Raw genomic sequence first — 14,142 nt, forward strand, 5'->3', positions numbered from 1 at the left:
GTCGTCCAGCGTCTTGATGTCCTTCTTGAAGAGACCCATGGCCGTTCCTCCGGTTGCATGCTGCGGTTGCGAGGCCAACCGGGGCGCCGGGGGGATCGTTCCGAGGGGATGGCGGGCGGCCGGGAGCGAGGAGGGCGAACCGGCGCCGGCCCTCGTCCGGCGGCCCTTTTCACTCGCCTCTCCTCCGTGAGCCATGCCACACTCCCGCGTGACGCTCGGCCCCCAGCGAGGATCTGTCCGGCATGGCCAATGACGTGGCGACACCCCTCAGGATGTACGGCAACTGGCGCTCCGCCGCCGCCTTCCGCGTGCGGATCGCGCTGAACCTCAAGGGCCTCCCCGTCGAGGAGACCTTCATCGATCTCGACGCGGGCGACCAGCACAAGCCCGAGTTCCGCAAGATCAACCCGCAGGGCGCGGTGCCGGCGCTGTTCGACGGCGGCGGGCCGCCGCTGACGCAGTCGCTCGCCATCCTCGACTACCTGGAGGACGCCTATCCGGCGGTGCCGCTGCTGCCCGCCGAGCCGCGGGCGCGGGCGCGGGCCCGCTCGCTCGCCCAGGTCGTCGCCTGCGACACCCACCCCCTCTACGTGCCCCGCGTGCGCAACTACCTCATGGAGGCCTACGGCCTGCCGAAGGAGCGCATGATGGAGTTCGTGCGCCACGTCTTCTCCACGGGCCTCAAGACCCTCGAGACCCGGCTCTCGACGGAGGCCGGCACCGGCCGTTTCTGCCAGGGAGACGCGGTGAGCCACGCCGATCTCTGCCTCGTCAGCCTCTGGGTCGGCACCGGCATCTTCGGGGTCGAGACGGCCCCCTATCCGACCGTCGCCCGCATCGCCGAGGACTGCCTCGCGCTGGAGGCCTTCGCCCGGGCTCATCCGCTCTGCCAGCCCGGTGCGCCGCAGGGCTGAGCGGCCTCGCCGAGGTGATCGCCGACCAGCTTGGAATCCTTCTCGATTTCGTGCCTAAAGCTCCACGGTTGAGCCGGGGCGATCATCCCCTGGGAAGAGAGGCGGACGCATGGTGCCGGGCGAGAACCAGAACGGGCTGCATCGCATCGTCGTGGTGGGCGGCGGAGCCGCCGGCCTCCAACTCGCGACGAAGCTCGGCGAGACCCTCGGCCGGAAGGGCAAGGCCCACATCACGCTCGTCGACCGGGCGCGCACCCATATCTGGAAGCCGCTGCTCCACGAGGTCGCCGCCGGCAGCCTCGACGTCGGCCACCACGCGGTCGACTACCTGCACCACGCCCACGAGCACCATTTCCGCTACCGCATCGGCGAGATGACCGGGCTCGACCGGGAGACCCGCACGATCCGGCTCGCCGCGAGCCGCGACGCGGAGGGGCGCGAGATCACGCCGGAGCGCCTGATCCCCTACGACACCCTGGTGCTCGCGGTGGGCTCCACCACCAACGATTTCGGCACGCCGGGCGTGCAGGAGCACGCCATCGCGCTGGACACCCAGGACCAGGCGGTGCGCTTCCACCAGCGCCTCGTCAACGCGATGCTGCGCGCCCACACGCAGGAGGGCGCGGTACGGCCGGGCCAGCTCCACGTCACGGTGATCGGCGCCGGCGCCACGGGCACGGAGCTCGCCGCTGAGCTTCACCGCACCACGCGGCACGTCGCGGCGACCGGCCTCGACCGCATCGACCCGGAGAAGGATCTCAAGATCACCCTGGTGGAGGCGGCCGAGCGCATCCTGCCCGCGGTGCCGGAGCGGCTCGCGGCGGAAGTCATGGCGCTTCTCGCCGGCATCGGCGTCGAGGTGCGCACCAACGCCCGCGTGACCGAGGTGCGCGCCGACGGCGTGTCCCTCGCCGATGGCGGCGTCATCCCCTCCGAGCTCGTGGTCTGGGCAGCGGGCGTGAAGGCGCCGCCCTTCCTCAAGGACATCGGCGGCCTCGAGACGACCCGCAGCAACCAGCTCGTGGTCAGGCCGACCCTCCAGACCACCCGCGACCCCGACATCTTCGCGATCGGCGACTGCGCCTATCTCGTCGAGCCCGGCACCGACACGCCGGTGCCGCCCCGCGCCCAGGCCGCCCATCAGCAGGCGAGCTACCTGATCAAGGCGATCCCGATCCACATGCGTGGCGAGCCGCTGAAGCCGTTCCGCTACCGCGACTTCGGCTCCCTGGTCTCGCTCGGCCACTACACCGCGGTCGGCAACCTGATGGGCTTCATCCAGGGGCGGAACATGTTCATCGCCGGGCTGTTCGCCCGTCTGATGTACCGCTCGCTCTACAAGATGCACGAGCGGGCGCTCCACGGCACCGTGAAGACGGGGCTCGACGCGCTGGCCCGGGCCCTGACCCGGCGCACCGAGGCGCGGGTGAAGCTCCACTGAGAGCGGCCGCCCCCGGGGCGGCGCAGCGGAGGAAGCGATGGTCCTGATCAGCGTCATGTATCCCGCGAGCGGTTCGAGCCGCTTCGACATGGACTACTATCTCGGCCATCACATGCCGCTGGTGCGCGAGCGCTGGTCGCCGCTGGGGCTGCACGAGGCGCGGATCGTGCGCGGCGTGAGCACGCCGGACGGCGCCGCTCCGCCGGTGCAGGTGATGGCGCTCCTCACCTTCGACTCCGCGGACGCCTTCGCCCGCGCCGTCGCCGCCCACGGCGCGGAGATCTTCGCCGACATCCCGAAGTTCACCGACGCGCAGGCCGCCGTCCAGATCAACGACTTCCCCGAGGACGCGGGAGCGCGGCCGGCGTGATCGACATCGTCAAGCTCGTCCAGGCGAAGAACCCGGCGCTCGGTGCCTACGTGCTGGTGCTGCGCGCCGACTCGCGGGCGCTCGCCGCGCCGGACCGGCTGACGGAGGAGGCCGCGGCCTGGATGGAGGCGCGCACACCGGGCGCGAGGCTCGTGCGCGAGAGCGTGCTGCTCGCGCCCTTCCCCGGCGGTGTGCCGGCGGAGCGGACGGTCAGCGTGCTGGCCTTCCGCGACGCGCAGCAGCTCGCGGCCTTCGCGACGACCTGGACGGGCGATTCCGAGACGGAGGCCTGATCCCGGCAGGACCCAGGTACCCGTAATCGACGTATTCCCGGCCGAGATGATCTCGGCTAGGATCATGCGATCCTCGATGGTTGCGTGAATAAAATGCCAGCACGACCGGTTCGGTCCCTCGCGTGGTCTCCGACTATTGCGCTGTCATGGCTCTGGGGTCTGGGGTTCTTCTACGCCATTCATGTGACTTTGACGAATGGATGGCTCGGTTTCATCGCGTTTGCGATCCCCAACGCGGTGGGTCTGGGCCTGTTCGGGTGGATACTCGGCTCGCCGCGCATCGATCCGGCCAAGGTCCTGAGTTCCGTCGAGGGCCCCTATGCGGGCCTGTTCCTGGCCTGCCAGTTCTTCGCGGTCGCGATCACAATCTTCGGGTTCGCGGCCTATGCCTGGATGCCCTTGTTCGGGACGAACGCGGCGCTCGGAATCTTCGTCGTCATTCTCGTCGCCTGCTCGATCGGCCACGCGATCTCGATCCGAGGCCTCAAGAAGCTCCACATCGCCTATCTTGTGCTGGGACTCGTCGCGAGCCTGACCGCCCTGTACGGCCTGTGGAACGCCTCCGACGCCCCGCCCACCCCGCTTGCCGCCTTCGACGAGCGATTCTACGGCCTGGCGATCCCGACGCTCGTCGGCTTCCTCCTCGGCCCCTGGATGGACATCCAGCAGTGGCAGCGGGCGGTCGAGATCCGGCGCAGCGGCGGGTCGGTGCGCGTGGCCTACGCGTCGGGCGCCGCGCTGTTCTTCGGCCTGCTCGTCGTCAACGCCCTCCTCGCCGGGGCGGCGGGGCCGGCCGGGACCGTCACGGCGGCGGACGGCGTTCCGGGCGCGCAGCCCGCGGTCGCCCTGGCGATCGCCCGCAACCACCTCGACGGCCCCGGCCTCGCCTTCGTGATCTGGACCGTCATCGCGGCCGTCTCGACGATCGACAGCTTCTACTGCGCCACGCGCTGGATGATGACCTCGATCACCACGCGCAGCACCTCGCCGCTCATGGCCTTCGTGCCGGCGGGCCTGGTCGCGTCACCGGTCTGGATCGTGCTCGCGGCGCTCGTGACCGCGGCGGCGATGATCCGGCTGAACCTGTCGCTCATCTACCTGATGGTGCCGTTCGCCACGCTCCTCGTCGGGGCGGCCGCCTGCCTCGTCTGCGAGACCCTCGGGGCGCCGCGCCGTTACGATCCGGTGCTGTGCGCCATGATCGGCCTCACCGCCTGCCTGATCTTCCTCGCGGGCCATGTCGCGCCGGTGCCGGCCTTCCTCGCGGTCGCGCCGCTGATCGGCCTGATCGGCGCCCTGCCGATGATCCTGGCGCTGTTCGGCTGGCAGAAGGAGGAGACACGCGAGATCGCGCCCGTGGCCGAGGCGAGCGTGCCGAAGGTCGCCGTCGTGACGGTGACGCGCGAGGAGGTCGGCACCTCCCACGGCTTCGACGGGCAGTGGTTCGTGCTGCGCATGATCCCGACCTACGATGACACCAACTCGGTCGGGAACGTCTACTTCGCCAACTACGTCCGCTGGGTCGGCAAGGCGCGGGAGATGTTCTTCAACATCTGCATGCCGAAGTTCGACCTCAAGACCACGGACTTCTACGTGCTGACCAAGTCCTTCACCCACGACTTCCGCCGCGAGGCGGTCGAGTTCGAGCCGATCACGGTCAAGATCAAGATCGCGAACCACAACCGCAAGTTCGTGACCCTGGCGCACGAGATCCACAGCGACCTCCACGGCCTCCTCGGGCGCGGAGAGCAGTCGCTCATGTTCGTCGACACGGTCCATTACCGGCCGCTCGACATCCCGCGCTCGATCGTCGAGGGCTTCCTGCCCTACTGGCCGAAGACCTCGCCCCACGCCGTCGGGACGGCCGAGACCGCCGCCATCGCCCGCGCCTGAGGGCGCGCCACGCAACACTCCTGTCGCGAGAGGCGCTCTCAGGCGGCGTGGGGGCGCTCCGGCAGGTCGCGCTTCGCGGCCAGGATGCCGGCCTCGAGCGCCGGCACGGGCTTGCTGAACAGGTAGCCCTGGAACTCGTGGCAACCCTGGTGCAGCAGGCAGAGGCGCTGCGCCTCGGTTTCGACGCCCTCGGCGGTGATGGTCATGTCGAGGCCCGTGGCGAGGTCGACGATCGCCCGCACGATCGCCGCGCCGCTGCGCTCGTGCGGCAGGTCGCGCACGAAGCTCTGGTCGATCTTGATCTTGTCGAAGGCGATGCGGCGCAGGTAGCTCAGCGACGAGTAGCCCGTGCCGAAATCGTCGAGGGAGAGCCGGACCCGCATCTCGCGCAGCGTCGTCAGCATGGCGTGGATGGCCGGCGTCGCCTCCAGGAACACCGACTCGGTGATCTCGAGCTCGAGCCGCGTCGCGGCGAGCCCGCTCTCCCGGAGCGCCGAGCGGACGAGGAGCGGCAGGTCCGAGTGGCGGAACTGGATCGGCGACAGGTTGACCGCGACGCTGACCTCGCCGGGCCAGGTCGCCGCGATCCGGCAGGCCTCGCGGATGATCCACTCGCCAAGCGGGATGATCACCCCCGTCTCCTCGGCGAGCGGGATGAAATCGGCCGGCGAGACGAAGCCGCGGGCCGGATGCCTCCAGCGCAGCAAGGCCTCGAAGCCCCGGATGCGGCCCTCCTTGGCCGTCACGATGGGCTGGAAGTAGAGCACGAACTCGCCCCGATCGAGGGCGCCGCGCAGGTCCGCGGTGAGGGTCCGGCGGGCCTCGATGCGCTCGTCCATCTCGGCCTCGTAGAAGCGGAACCCGTTCCGCCCCTCGCTCTTCGTGCGGTAGAGCGCGAGATCGGCCCGGCGCACGACTTCCAGGCTGCCGTCCTGGGCGCGATGGCGATGCCGACGCTGACCCCGATGCTGACCCGCAGGCCCTCGATGTAGAAGGGCGGCGCGATCGCCTGCACGATGTCCCCGGCAAGCGTCTCGATCGCCCGCCGGTCGCGCACGCGCGGGCCGGTGGCGAGGATGGCGAACTCGTCGCCGGCCAGGCGCGCCACGAGCACGTCGGGCGAGCCGAAGGCGCGCAGCCGGTCGGCGACCGCCCGCAGCAGGGCGTCCCCGGCCGCGTGCCCGAAGGAATCGTTGACGTTCTTGAACTCGTCGAGGTCGAGGGCGAGCACGGCGAGCCGGCGGCCCTTGCCGAGCCACTCGCAGGCGGCCTCGAAGCGCTGCTGGAACAGCACGCGGTTCGGAAGCTCGGTGAGCGGGTCGTGCAGGGCCAGGAAGGAGAGGCGCTCCTCGGAGCGCTTCTTCTCCGTCACGTCGGAGCCGACCCCGCGATAGCCGGAGAAGGCGCCGCCGCGGTCGAAGATCGGCTTGCCGCTCAGCGACCAGACGCGCCGCTCGCCGGCGATGTCGAGGGGCAGGACGACGTTGCGGAAGACCCGGCGCTCGGCGACGGTCTGCCAGAGCCCGGTGCTCGGATGGCCGACGGGCGCCCCCCGCGCCGGCAGGATCAGCCGCTCCAGCGGCAGCCCCTGGAGCTGCCGCTCCGAGGAGCCGGCGACCTCCACGAGGCGCGGCGAGACGTGCTGCAGGCGGAGATCCGCGTCGGTCTCCCAGAGCCAGTCGCTGGCGTTCTCCTCGAACTCGTTGAGCAGCAGGTGCGTGAACTCCTGCTGCCGCTCCAGCTCCGCCTGAGAGATCACGCGCATCGTGACGAGGCGGCTGAGATGGACGATCGTGAAGAGGATGAAGACCGCGTAGAAGGTCAGCAGGATGGCGACGTAGATGTAGAAGCGCTCTCCGGTCATCGCGAGCGCGATGAACGAGCCGAGGATGATCGGCGTCGAGTAGCTGATGGCGGTGAGCGGCATCACGGCCGCGCTCATGCCGGTGGCGATGAGGCCCGCGCAGCAGGCGGCCATGAGCAGGCGCCCATGCGCGTCCGCATCTCCGAACAGCATCACCGGGATCGAGGCGAGCAGGCTTCCGTAGAGAAGCGCCATGAGCACGACGCCCCGGCGGAAGCGCGGGCTGACCTCGGCGGGCTTCGGACGCCTGCGCCAGCGCCGGCACTGCTCGAGGGCCACGGCCGCGAGCGGCAGGATCAGCATCTCGAGGGTGGTCAGGTAGGCGCGGTTCCCGGGGCCCCAGAACAGGTACACGATCACCTGGACGACGCTGAGGCTGACCAGGATCGTGAACGGCACGAGGCGGAGCGCCACGTCGAGCTGCTCCACGCGGGCGCGGCCCTTGAGGCTGGCATCCAGCAGACCGTTCTCGCGGTCGGCGTCGATCAGGAACGGGATCACGATCTCATACGCCTCGGGCGCCCTTCACATTCGGTCCTGCGGACGACAATGCAGTCGCAGAACCTCTCCGGACAGGAAACCGTCCGGCTCCCGGAGCAAAAAATCCGCCCGCTGATTGAAGGATTCGTAAAGATACCCGCTATGGTTCGATCGAACACGCTGCGTCTCGGAATCGTCGTCTTCCGGGCGGCGTCGAAGCGGCGGGGTTTGTTTCCGGCGGTGTCTTCGGGGCGATCGCGGCCGCCGTCGCGGACCGCTCATCCGGCGCGCCAGTCGTGCCTCGGCGCTCCGGCAGCCTCTCACAGGGCCGGACGGTTCCGTCCGGCGCCCCCGGGTCACTCCCACTCGATGGTGCCGGGGGGCTTCGAGGTGATGTCGTAGGTGACGCGATTGATGCCCTTGACCTCGTTGATGATGCGCGTCGCCACGCGGCCGAGGAAGGCCATGTCGAAGGGGTAGAAGTCGGCGGTCATGCCGTCGACCGAGGTGACGGCGCGCAGCGCGCAGACATGGTCGTAGGTGCGCCCGTCGCCCATCACGCCGACGGTCTTGACCGGCAGGATCACCGCGAAGGCCTGCCAGATGGTGTCGTAGAGCCCGGCCTTGCGGATCTCCTCCAGGTAGATCGCGTCGGCCTTGCGCAGGGCGTCGAGCTTCTCCGCGGTGATCGTGCCGGGGCAGCGGATGGCCAGCCCCGGGCCGGGGAAGGGGTGGCGGCCGACGAAGGCATCGGGCAGGCCGAGCTCCTTGCCGAGCAGCCGCACCTCGTCCTTGAACAGCTCGCGCAGGGGCTCGACGAGCCTCATGTTCATGCGCTCGGGCAGCCCGCCGACGTTGTGGTGGCTCTTGATCGTGACGGAGGGTCCGCCGGAGAAGGACACGCTCTCGATCACGTCCGGGTAGAGCGTGCCCTGCGCCAGGAAGGCGGCGCCGCCGATCTTCTTCGCCTCGGCCTCGAACACGTCGATGAACAGCCGGCCGATGGTCTTGCGCTTCACCTCCGGGTCGTCGACGCCTTCCAGCGCGCCGATGAACAGGTCCTGCGCCTGAACGTGGACGAGCGGGATGTTGTAGTGGTCCCGGAACAGCCGCACGACCTCGTCGCCCTCGCCGAGGCGCAGCAGACCGTGATCGACGAAGACGCAGGTGAGCTGGTCGCCGATCGCCTCGTGGATCAGCACCGCCGCGACGGAGGAATCGACGCCGCCCGACAGGCCGCAGATCACCCGCTCGCTGCCGACCTGCTCGCGGATGCGGGCGATCGCCTCCTCGCGATAGGTGCCCATGGTCCAGTCGCCGGAGCAGCCGGCGACGTCGCGCACGAAGTTGCGGATCAGGAGCGCGCCGTGGGGCGTGTGGTGCACCTCCGGGTGGAACTGCACCGCGTAGAACCCGCGCGCCTCGTCGGCCACCGCCGCGAAGGGCGCGTTGGCGGAGACGGCCACCGTGGTGAAGCCGTCGGGCAGCTTCGTCACGCGGTCGCCGTGGCTCATCCAGACGGGGTAGCGCTCGCCCTTGTGCCAGATGCCGTGGAAGAGGGGGCAGTCGGAGAGGATCTCGATCTCGGCGCGGCCGAACTCGGCGTGGTGGCCGGCCTCGACCTCGCCGCCGAGCTGCGCGGCCATGGTCTGCTGGCCGTAGCAGATGCCGAACACCGGCACCCCGGCCTCGAAGATTTTCTGCGGGGCCCGGGGCGACAGATCCGAGGTGACCGACTCAGGGCCGCCGGAGAGGATGACGCCCTTGGGCCGGTATGCGTCGAAGGCGGCCTCGGCCTTCGTGAAGGGCACGATCTCGCAGTAGACGCCCTCCTCGCGGACCCGGCGCGCGATGAGCTGCGTCACCTGCGAGCCGAAGTCGACGATGAGGATCTTGTCGTGATCGGCGAGGGAGACGGCGGGGCTGGTCATGGCAGGGCTTTAGAGAAGGCGCCGGACCCGTGCAACGCGGCAAGACGCAGGGGCGGTTCGCGGCCCCATTGTAAGCGAATGTGGCCCACCGCTTCATCCGGGATTCACCCGTCCGCCGGGAAACAGGCGCCCCGCATCAACCGAGAGGGGAACCCCCATGAAGGCCATGATCCTCGGACTCGCCGCCGCCACGCTCGTCGGCCTCGCCGTGCCGGCCTCCGCCGCGCCGGTGGCGGCCGCCGGAGGCCTCGTCGCGCCCGGCAACGGGATCGATACGGTGCAGTACCGCGAGCGCCGCGTCGTGCGCGGGCCGCGCTGCCGCACGGTCGTCACCAAGCGCCGCGGGCCGTTCGGCCGCGTCGTCATCGACCGCCGCCGCACCTGCTTCTGAGACGGATGCCCTCTTCCCCGGAAGAGGCAGGCTCCTCGGGCACGCCGCCCATCGATCCGGACGGATGGATGGGCGCGGCGGTTCGCGATGAGGACGAGCGGCCCCTCCGGGGGCCGTTCGCGCGTCAGGCCCGGCGTTCGAGGGCGGCGACGTAGAATCCGTCCGTCCCGGTCAGCGCCGGGCTCATCTGGACGCCGCGTGCCGTGACGCGCACCGCATCCGCCAGTCCCGCGGGCGCCCCGGCGAGAAGGTCCGCCGCCGGCACGGACGCGAAGGTCCCGCCCGCACCCGCCAGGAAGCGGCCGAGAGAGCCGTCGTTCTCCTCCGGGATCAGCGAGCAGGTCACGTAGACGATCCGCCCGCCCGGCCGCACCAGCCGCCCGGCGCGGGCGAGTACCGCGTCCTGCTCCGCGAGGCGTGTCGCGAGGCTGCCCGGCCGCAGGCGCCACTTGGCGTCGGGGTTGCGGCGCCAGGTGCCCGAGCCCGTGCAGGGCGCGTCGACCAGCACCCGGTCGACTTTGCCGTCGAGGTCCTCCAGGACGTCGGCCCGGCCGCGCCCGCCGCGGGGCGTGCGCACCTCGGCTTGCGCCTTCGCCCGGCGCAGGCGCTCGTGGATCGGCGCGAGCCGGCGCGGGTCGCCGTCCGTGGCGACGAGGCGGCCCCGGTTGCCGGTGAGCGCGGCGAGCGCCAGGGTCTTGCCGCCACCTCCGGCGCAGAGGTCGACGATCGTCTCGCCGGCCTTCGCCCCGGCGAGCAGCGCCGCGAGCTGCGAGCCCTCGTCCTGGATCTCGTACCAGCCCTCCAGGAACTCCGGCTCGACGTGGAGCGGCGGTCCGCGCCCATCGGCGCCGATGGGCACGCGCAGCCCCTGCGGGGCATGCGGTGTCGGCTCGGCACCGGCATGGGCGAGGGCGGCGCGGGCGGCGTCGCGATCCGTCACCAGGGTGTTGACCCGCAGGTCGAGGGGGGCGCGGCGGGCGAGGGCGCGCAGCTCCGGCAGCAGCGCCTCCTCGCCCAGCGCCTCCCGGAGCGCCGGCAGGATCCAGTCCGGCACGTCGCCGGCGATCTCTGGCGGGGCGGTGTCGAGGCGGCCCTCCGAGAGCCGCTCCCACTCGACCTCCGTCAGGGGGTCCGGCGCGAAGCCCTCGCCCGAGAAGAGGCCGGCGATGCTCGGCACGGCGAGCCCCTGCTGGAGGCGCAGCGACCCGATGAGGATCGCGCGAGGGCTGTCCGCGCCCATGATCCAGGCGGCGGAGGCGCGGCGGCGCAGGGCATCGTAGACGAGGCTCGCGATCGCCGCCCGGTCGCCGGAGCCGGCGAAGCGGTGGGCGAGGCCCCAGTCCTTGAGGGCGTCGGCGGCGGGTCGGCGGCGGCTGCCGATCTCGGCGAGGACCTCGATGGCGGCGGCGCAGCGGGCGGCGGGGGTCAGGATGCGTCTCCGGGCTCGGGTGTGGAGAGAGGGGATGGGGGCCACGGTCCAGGAACCGTCGCCGGCCGGTCACATTATGGCCGAGCTTGTCGCCCCTCTCGTGATCTCCGTCGTGCCTGCTACCCGCGAAACCGGGCCGGGCGCAACGCGAGACGCAAGAGGACGACCCGATGACCAACCTCCTTCGCCTGCCGGCCGCCGGCCTGATCCTCCTGGCGGTCGCCGCCTGCTCGACGGCGCCCGCCGCCCCCGACCTGACCCCGCCGGCGCCCCGCGTCGACGCCAAGACGCAGCTCGAGTACGGTGCGCCCCCGCCCCGCGGCCCGCGCTACTGAGTGAGAGTCCGAGGCCGGGCTCGGGCGCCGCGTCCGGGCCCCGCTCCGGGCGGGCGCCCGAGCGCTGCGCGAAGGTCCTGCGCGAAGGGATGAGCTTCATGTCCGCGACGGCGCGCTTCCTCGACCGGTTCGGATTGGCGCACCCGATCGTGCAGGCGCCGATGGCCGGCGTCTCGACGCCCGAGCTCGCCGCCGCCGTGTCGAACGCCGGCGGCCTCGGCTCGATCGGCCTCGGCGCGAGCCCGCCGGCGAGCGCCCGCGGGATGATCGAGGCGACGCGGGCGCTGACCGACAGGCCCTTCAACGTCAACGTCTTCTGCCATCCGCCGGCCCTGCGCGACGCGGGCCGGGAGGCCGCCTGGCTCGCCCACCTCGCGCCGCTCTTCGCGGAACTCGGCGCGCCGCCGCCCGAGAGCCTGCGTGAGATCTACAGGAGCCATCTCGACGGCGACGAGTCCCACCGAATGCTCCTGGAGACCCGGCCGCCGGTGGTGAGCTTCCATTTCGGCCTGCCCGACGCGTCCCGGCTCGCGGCCCTGCGGGAGGCCGGCATCCGCACCATGGCGACCGCGACGAACCCGGAGGAGGCCGCGCGGATCGAGGCCGCTGGGATTGACGCGATCGTGGCGCAGGGCATCGAGGCCGGCGGCCACCGGGGCGTGTTCGACACCGACGCGCACGATACGGGCCTCGGCACGGGCGTGCTCGTCGCCCTGCTGGTCCGGCAGACGGCGTTGCCGGTGATCGCGGCCGGCGGCATCATGGACGGCCGCGGCATCCGGGCGGCGCTCGATCTCGGGGCGGCAGGCGCCCAGCTCGGCACCGCCTTCATCCTCTGTCCGGAGAGCGCCGCCGACGCCGCCTATCGCGCCGCGCTCGCGAGCGCGCGGGCCTTCGACACCCGCCTGACCTCGGCGATCTCCGGCCGCCCGGCGCGGGGGCTCGCGAACCGCCTGATCCTGCACGGCGCCGCCCCGGGGGCGCCGCCGGCCTGCGCCTACCCTGTGGCCTACGATGCCGGCAAGCACCTGCATGCCGCGGCCTCCGCCCGGGGGAGCGATGCGGCCGCCGCCCACTGGGCCGGGCAGGGCGCGCCGATGGCCCGCACCCTTCCGGCGGCGGACCTGTTCGCCCGGCTCGTCGAGGAGTGCGCCGCCTGAGCGCTTCGCGTCAGGCGGCTTCGCGGGCGCGGCGCGCCTCGTAGGCCTTGAGGTGGGTGTAGGCGAGCGTCAGGCCCGGCCGCGCGGCGGACGGGTCGGCGCGCCGCCCGCGCTCGAGGAGGTCGCCGACGATGTGGTCGGCCTCGATGCGGTGGCCGCCCTCGATGTCGCGCATCATCGAGGCGGTCAGCGGCGAGCCCTCCTTGGTGAGCATGGCGCGGGCCTGCGCCGTGACCTTGTCCCGGGGCTCGACTCCGCTGGCGCGGGCGATGGCGAGGCACTCCTCGTAGGTGCCCGCCACATAGTCGCGTCCGCCGGGCGCCGCGACGATGTCGCCGATCGTCGCCCGCATCAGGCTGGTGGAGCCGGCGAGCGTCGCCAGGAACACCCACTTCTCCCACATCTCCGTGAGGATGATGTCGCTCGCCCGCGGCTGGAACTTCGCGCCCTCGACGAGGCGGTCGATCGCCTCGATGCGGGGCGTGCGCGCGCCGTCGCGCTCGCCGTAGGTGATCGTGCCGAAATCGCTGAGCTGCACGATCGCCCCGTCGGGCGCCAGCGTCGCGGCGATGGAGCAGGTGCCGCCGATGACCCGCTCGCGGCCGAAGCGCGCGTCGAGGGCGTCGAGATGGCGCATCCCGTTGAGGATCGGCATCACCGTGGTGTCCGCGCCGACGCCGGGGGCGAGGTCGGCGAGCGCCGAGTCGAGATCGTAGGCCTTGCAGGAGAGGATCACGAGGTCGAAGGGGCCGGCGACCTTCAGCCCGTCGGCGGTGACGGTCGAGGGCGCGGCGATGTGCGCGTCGCCGAGCGGGCTGCGCAGCATCAGGCCGCCGGCGGCGAGCCGCTCGGCGCGGGCCGGGCGCACCAGGAAGGTGACGTCGCGGCCCACTTCCGCGAGGCGCGCGCCGTAGAATCCGCCGGTCGCCCCGGCTCCGACCACGAGAACCCGCATGTGCCCGATGCTCCGCTTCGTCGAGGCGCCGTCATGCGCGCCCGCCGCCGCGGATGCAACGGGGCTCAGGGGAGGGCGGGGGCCAGCAGGATGCGGACCGCGAACACCGCCCAGAGCACGAACAGCACCAGCACGCCGGCCATGTAGGCCCGGAACCGGGTCGGCACGTGGTTCGAGGTCACGAAGACGCCGGCATGGACGAGGCGCGTCGCCACGAACGCCCAGGCGAGGACGACGAAGAGGAGATCAGCCTTGCGGGTGAGGAGCGCCAGCGGCACCAGCGCGTAGAACAGCACCGGCAGCTCGAACTGGTTCGAGAAGGCGTTGGCCGCCGCCTGCACGCGCGGCGGCCAGTTGCGCTCGCCGAGCGCGATGTCGCCGACCCGCACCCGGCCCGCCCCGACCTCGGCGAAGCGCCGCCGGCCCATCATGATCAGCAGCGCGAAGGTCAGGAGGACCTGGGCGAAGACGGGGGCGAGGACGGCCTGGATGCTCAACGGGCGGCTCCGGAAGACGGGATCGCGGCCCTCGATACACGAAACCCGCCCGCGGATGCGGACGGGTTTCGGTCGTTCGGCTCGATGGCGCTCAGGCGGCGCGGAGGCTGTGGAGGAAGCCCACGACCTGGTGGTTGAGATGCTCGGACTGCCGTGAGAGTTCGGAAGCCGCCGAGAGCACCTGGGAGG

14 protein-coding genes are annotated in these 14,142 nt (G+C 71.7%); 8 read left to right on the plus strand and 6 right to left on the minus strand.

Going from position 1 to position 14,142, the window contains the following annotated elements; genetic code table 11:
- Nucleotides 1–242: 242 nt before the first annotated feature.
- From maiA to MFF04_RS15730, 5 genes are all read left to right on the plus strand, one after another.
- Entirely contained in the window at nucleotides 243–914 is a 672-nt protein-coding gene (gene maiA / locus MFF04_RS15710; RefSeq protein WP_238277140.1) for a maleylacetoacetate isomerase, read from the plus strand.
- A gap of 109 nt (nucleotides 915–1,023) precedes the next feature.
- Nucleotides 1,024–2,355, plus strand: coding sequence for an NAD(P)/FAD-dependent oxidoreductase (locus tag MFF04_RS15715; protein WP_238277141.1), 1,332 nt, complete (start codon nucleotides 1,024–1,026; stop codon nucleotides 2,353–2,355).
- Nucleotides 2,356–2,392: 37 nt separating this feature from the next.
- On the plus strand, nucleotides 2,393–2,725 hold the full coding sequence (locus MFF04_RS15720; protein WP_238277143.1) for an EthD family reductase: 333 nt from the start codon (nucleotides 2,393–2,395) through the stop codon (nucleotides 2,723–2,725).
- Nucleotides 2,722–3,018 carry a hypothetical protein gene (locus tag MFF04_RS15725; protein WP_238277145.1) on the plus strand — a complete coding sequence of 99 codons (297 nt, stop codon included), beginning with the start codon at nucleotides 2,722–2,724 and terminating at the stop codon, nucleotides 3,016–3,018. The genes MFF04_RS15720 and MFF04_RS15725 overlap by 4 nt, the downstream gene beginning before the upstream one ends.
- A gap of 237 nt (nucleotides 3,019–3,255) precedes the next feature.
- Complete coding sequence (locus MFF04_RS15730; RefSeq protein ID WP_306308072.1) at nucleotides 3,256–4,911, plus strand: acyl-CoA thioesterase; 1,656 nt, start codon at nucleotides 3,256–3,258, stop codon at nucleotides 4,909–4,911.
- A 38-nt stretch (nucleotides 4,912–4,949) separates the two neighbouring features.
- Here the strand turns inward: MFF04_RS15730 and MFF04_RS15735 are convergent, their stop codons facing one another.
- From MFF04_RS15735 to guaA, 3 genes are all read right to left on the minus strand, one after another.
- Nucleotides 4,950–5,750: a putative bifunctional diguanylate cyclase/phosphodiesterase gene (locus MFF04_RS15735; RefSeq protein ID WP_238277149.1), complete on the minus strand. Its 801-nt coding sequence runs from the start codon at nucleotides 5,748–5,750 to the stop codon at nucleotides 4,950–4,952.
- Entirely contained in the window at nucleotides 5,654–7,276 is a 1,623-nt protein-coding gene (locus MFF04_RS15740; RefSeq protein ID WP_238277151.1) for a sensor domain-containing diguanylate cyclase, read from the minus strand. Before MFF04_RS15740 ends, MFF04_RS15735 begins: the two co-directional genes overlap by 97 nt.
- A 335-nt stretch (nucleotides 7,277–7,611) precedes the next feature.
- The gene (gene guaA / locus MFF04_RS15745; RefSeq protein WP_238277154.1) at nucleotides 7,612–9,186 is read right to left on the minus strand and encodes a glutamine-hydrolyzing GMP synthase; all 1,575 of its coding nucleotides are present in this window, start codon (nucleotides 9,184–9,186) and stop codon (nucleotides 7,612–7,614) included.
- 157 nt (nucleotides 9,187–9,343) lie between these two features.
- Between guaA and MFF04_RS15750 the strand changes: the two genes are divergently transcribed.
- Nucleotides 9,344–9,577 (plus strand): hypothetical protein, encoded by a 234-nt coding sequence (locus tag MFF04_RS15750; protein ID WP_238277155.1) that lies wholly within the window; start codon nucleotides 9,344–9,346, stop codon nucleotides 9,575–9,577.
- Between the two features lie 124 nt (nucleotides 9,578–9,701).
- Here MFF04_RS15750 and MFF04_RS15755 read toward each other — a convergent pair whose 3' ends face one another.
- Nucleotides 9,702–11,006 carry an RsmB/NOP family class I SAM-dependent RNA methyltransferase gene (locus tag MFF04_RS15755; RefSeq protein ID WP_238277164.1) on the minus strand — a complete coding sequence of 435 codons (1,305 nt, stop codon included), beginning with the start codon at nucleotides 11,004–11,006 and terminating at the stop codon, nucleotides 9,702–9,704.
- Nucleotides 11,007–11,176: 170 nt separating this feature from the next.
- Between MFF04_RS15755 and MFF04_RS15760 the strand changes: the two genes are divergently transcribed.
- Nucleotides 11,177–11,341: a hypothetical protein gene (locus MFF04_RS15760; RefSeq protein WP_238277156.1), complete on the plus strand. Its 165-nt coding sequence runs from the start codon at nucleotides 11,177–11,179 to the stop codon at nucleotides 11,339–11,341.
- Nucleotides 11,342–11,439: 98 nt separating this feature from the next.
- Nucleotides 11,440–12,501: an NAD(P)H-dependent flavin oxidoreductase gene (locus MFF04_RS15765; protein ID WP_238277160.1), complete on the plus strand. Its 1,062-nt coding sequence runs from the start codon at nucleotides 11,440–11,442 to the stop codon at nucleotides 12,499–12,501.
- A gap of 10 nt (nucleotides 12,502–12,511) precedes the next feature.
- Here MFF04_RS15765 and panE read toward each other — a convergent pair whose 3' ends face one another.
- Together panE and MFF04_RS15775 are read right to left on the minus strand one after the other, a co-directional pair.
- The gene (gene panE / locus MFF04_RS15770) at nucleotides 12,512–13,456 is read right to left on the minus strand and encodes a 2-dehydropantoate 2-reductase (RefSeq protein WP_238277162.1); all 945 of its coding nucleotides are present in this window, start codon (nucleotides 13,454–13,456) and stop codon (nucleotides 12,512–12,514) included.
- Nucleotides 13,457–13,521: 65 nt separating this feature from the next.
- The gene (locus tag MFF04_RS15775; RefSeq protein ID WP_238277163.1) at nucleotides 13,522–13,953 is read right to left on the minus strand and encodes an MAPEG family protein; all 432 of its coding nucleotides are present in this window, start codon (nucleotides 13,951–13,953) and stop codon (nucleotides 13,522–13,524) included.
- Between the last annotated feature and the right edge of the window lie 189 nt (nucleotides 13,954–14,142).

It is taken from the genome of Methylobacterium jeotgali, from assembly GCF_022179345.1.
GTDB classification, from domain to species: Bacteria; Pseudomonadota; Alphaproteobacteria; order Rhizobiales; family Beijerinckiaceae; genus Methylobacterium; species Methylobacterium jeotgali.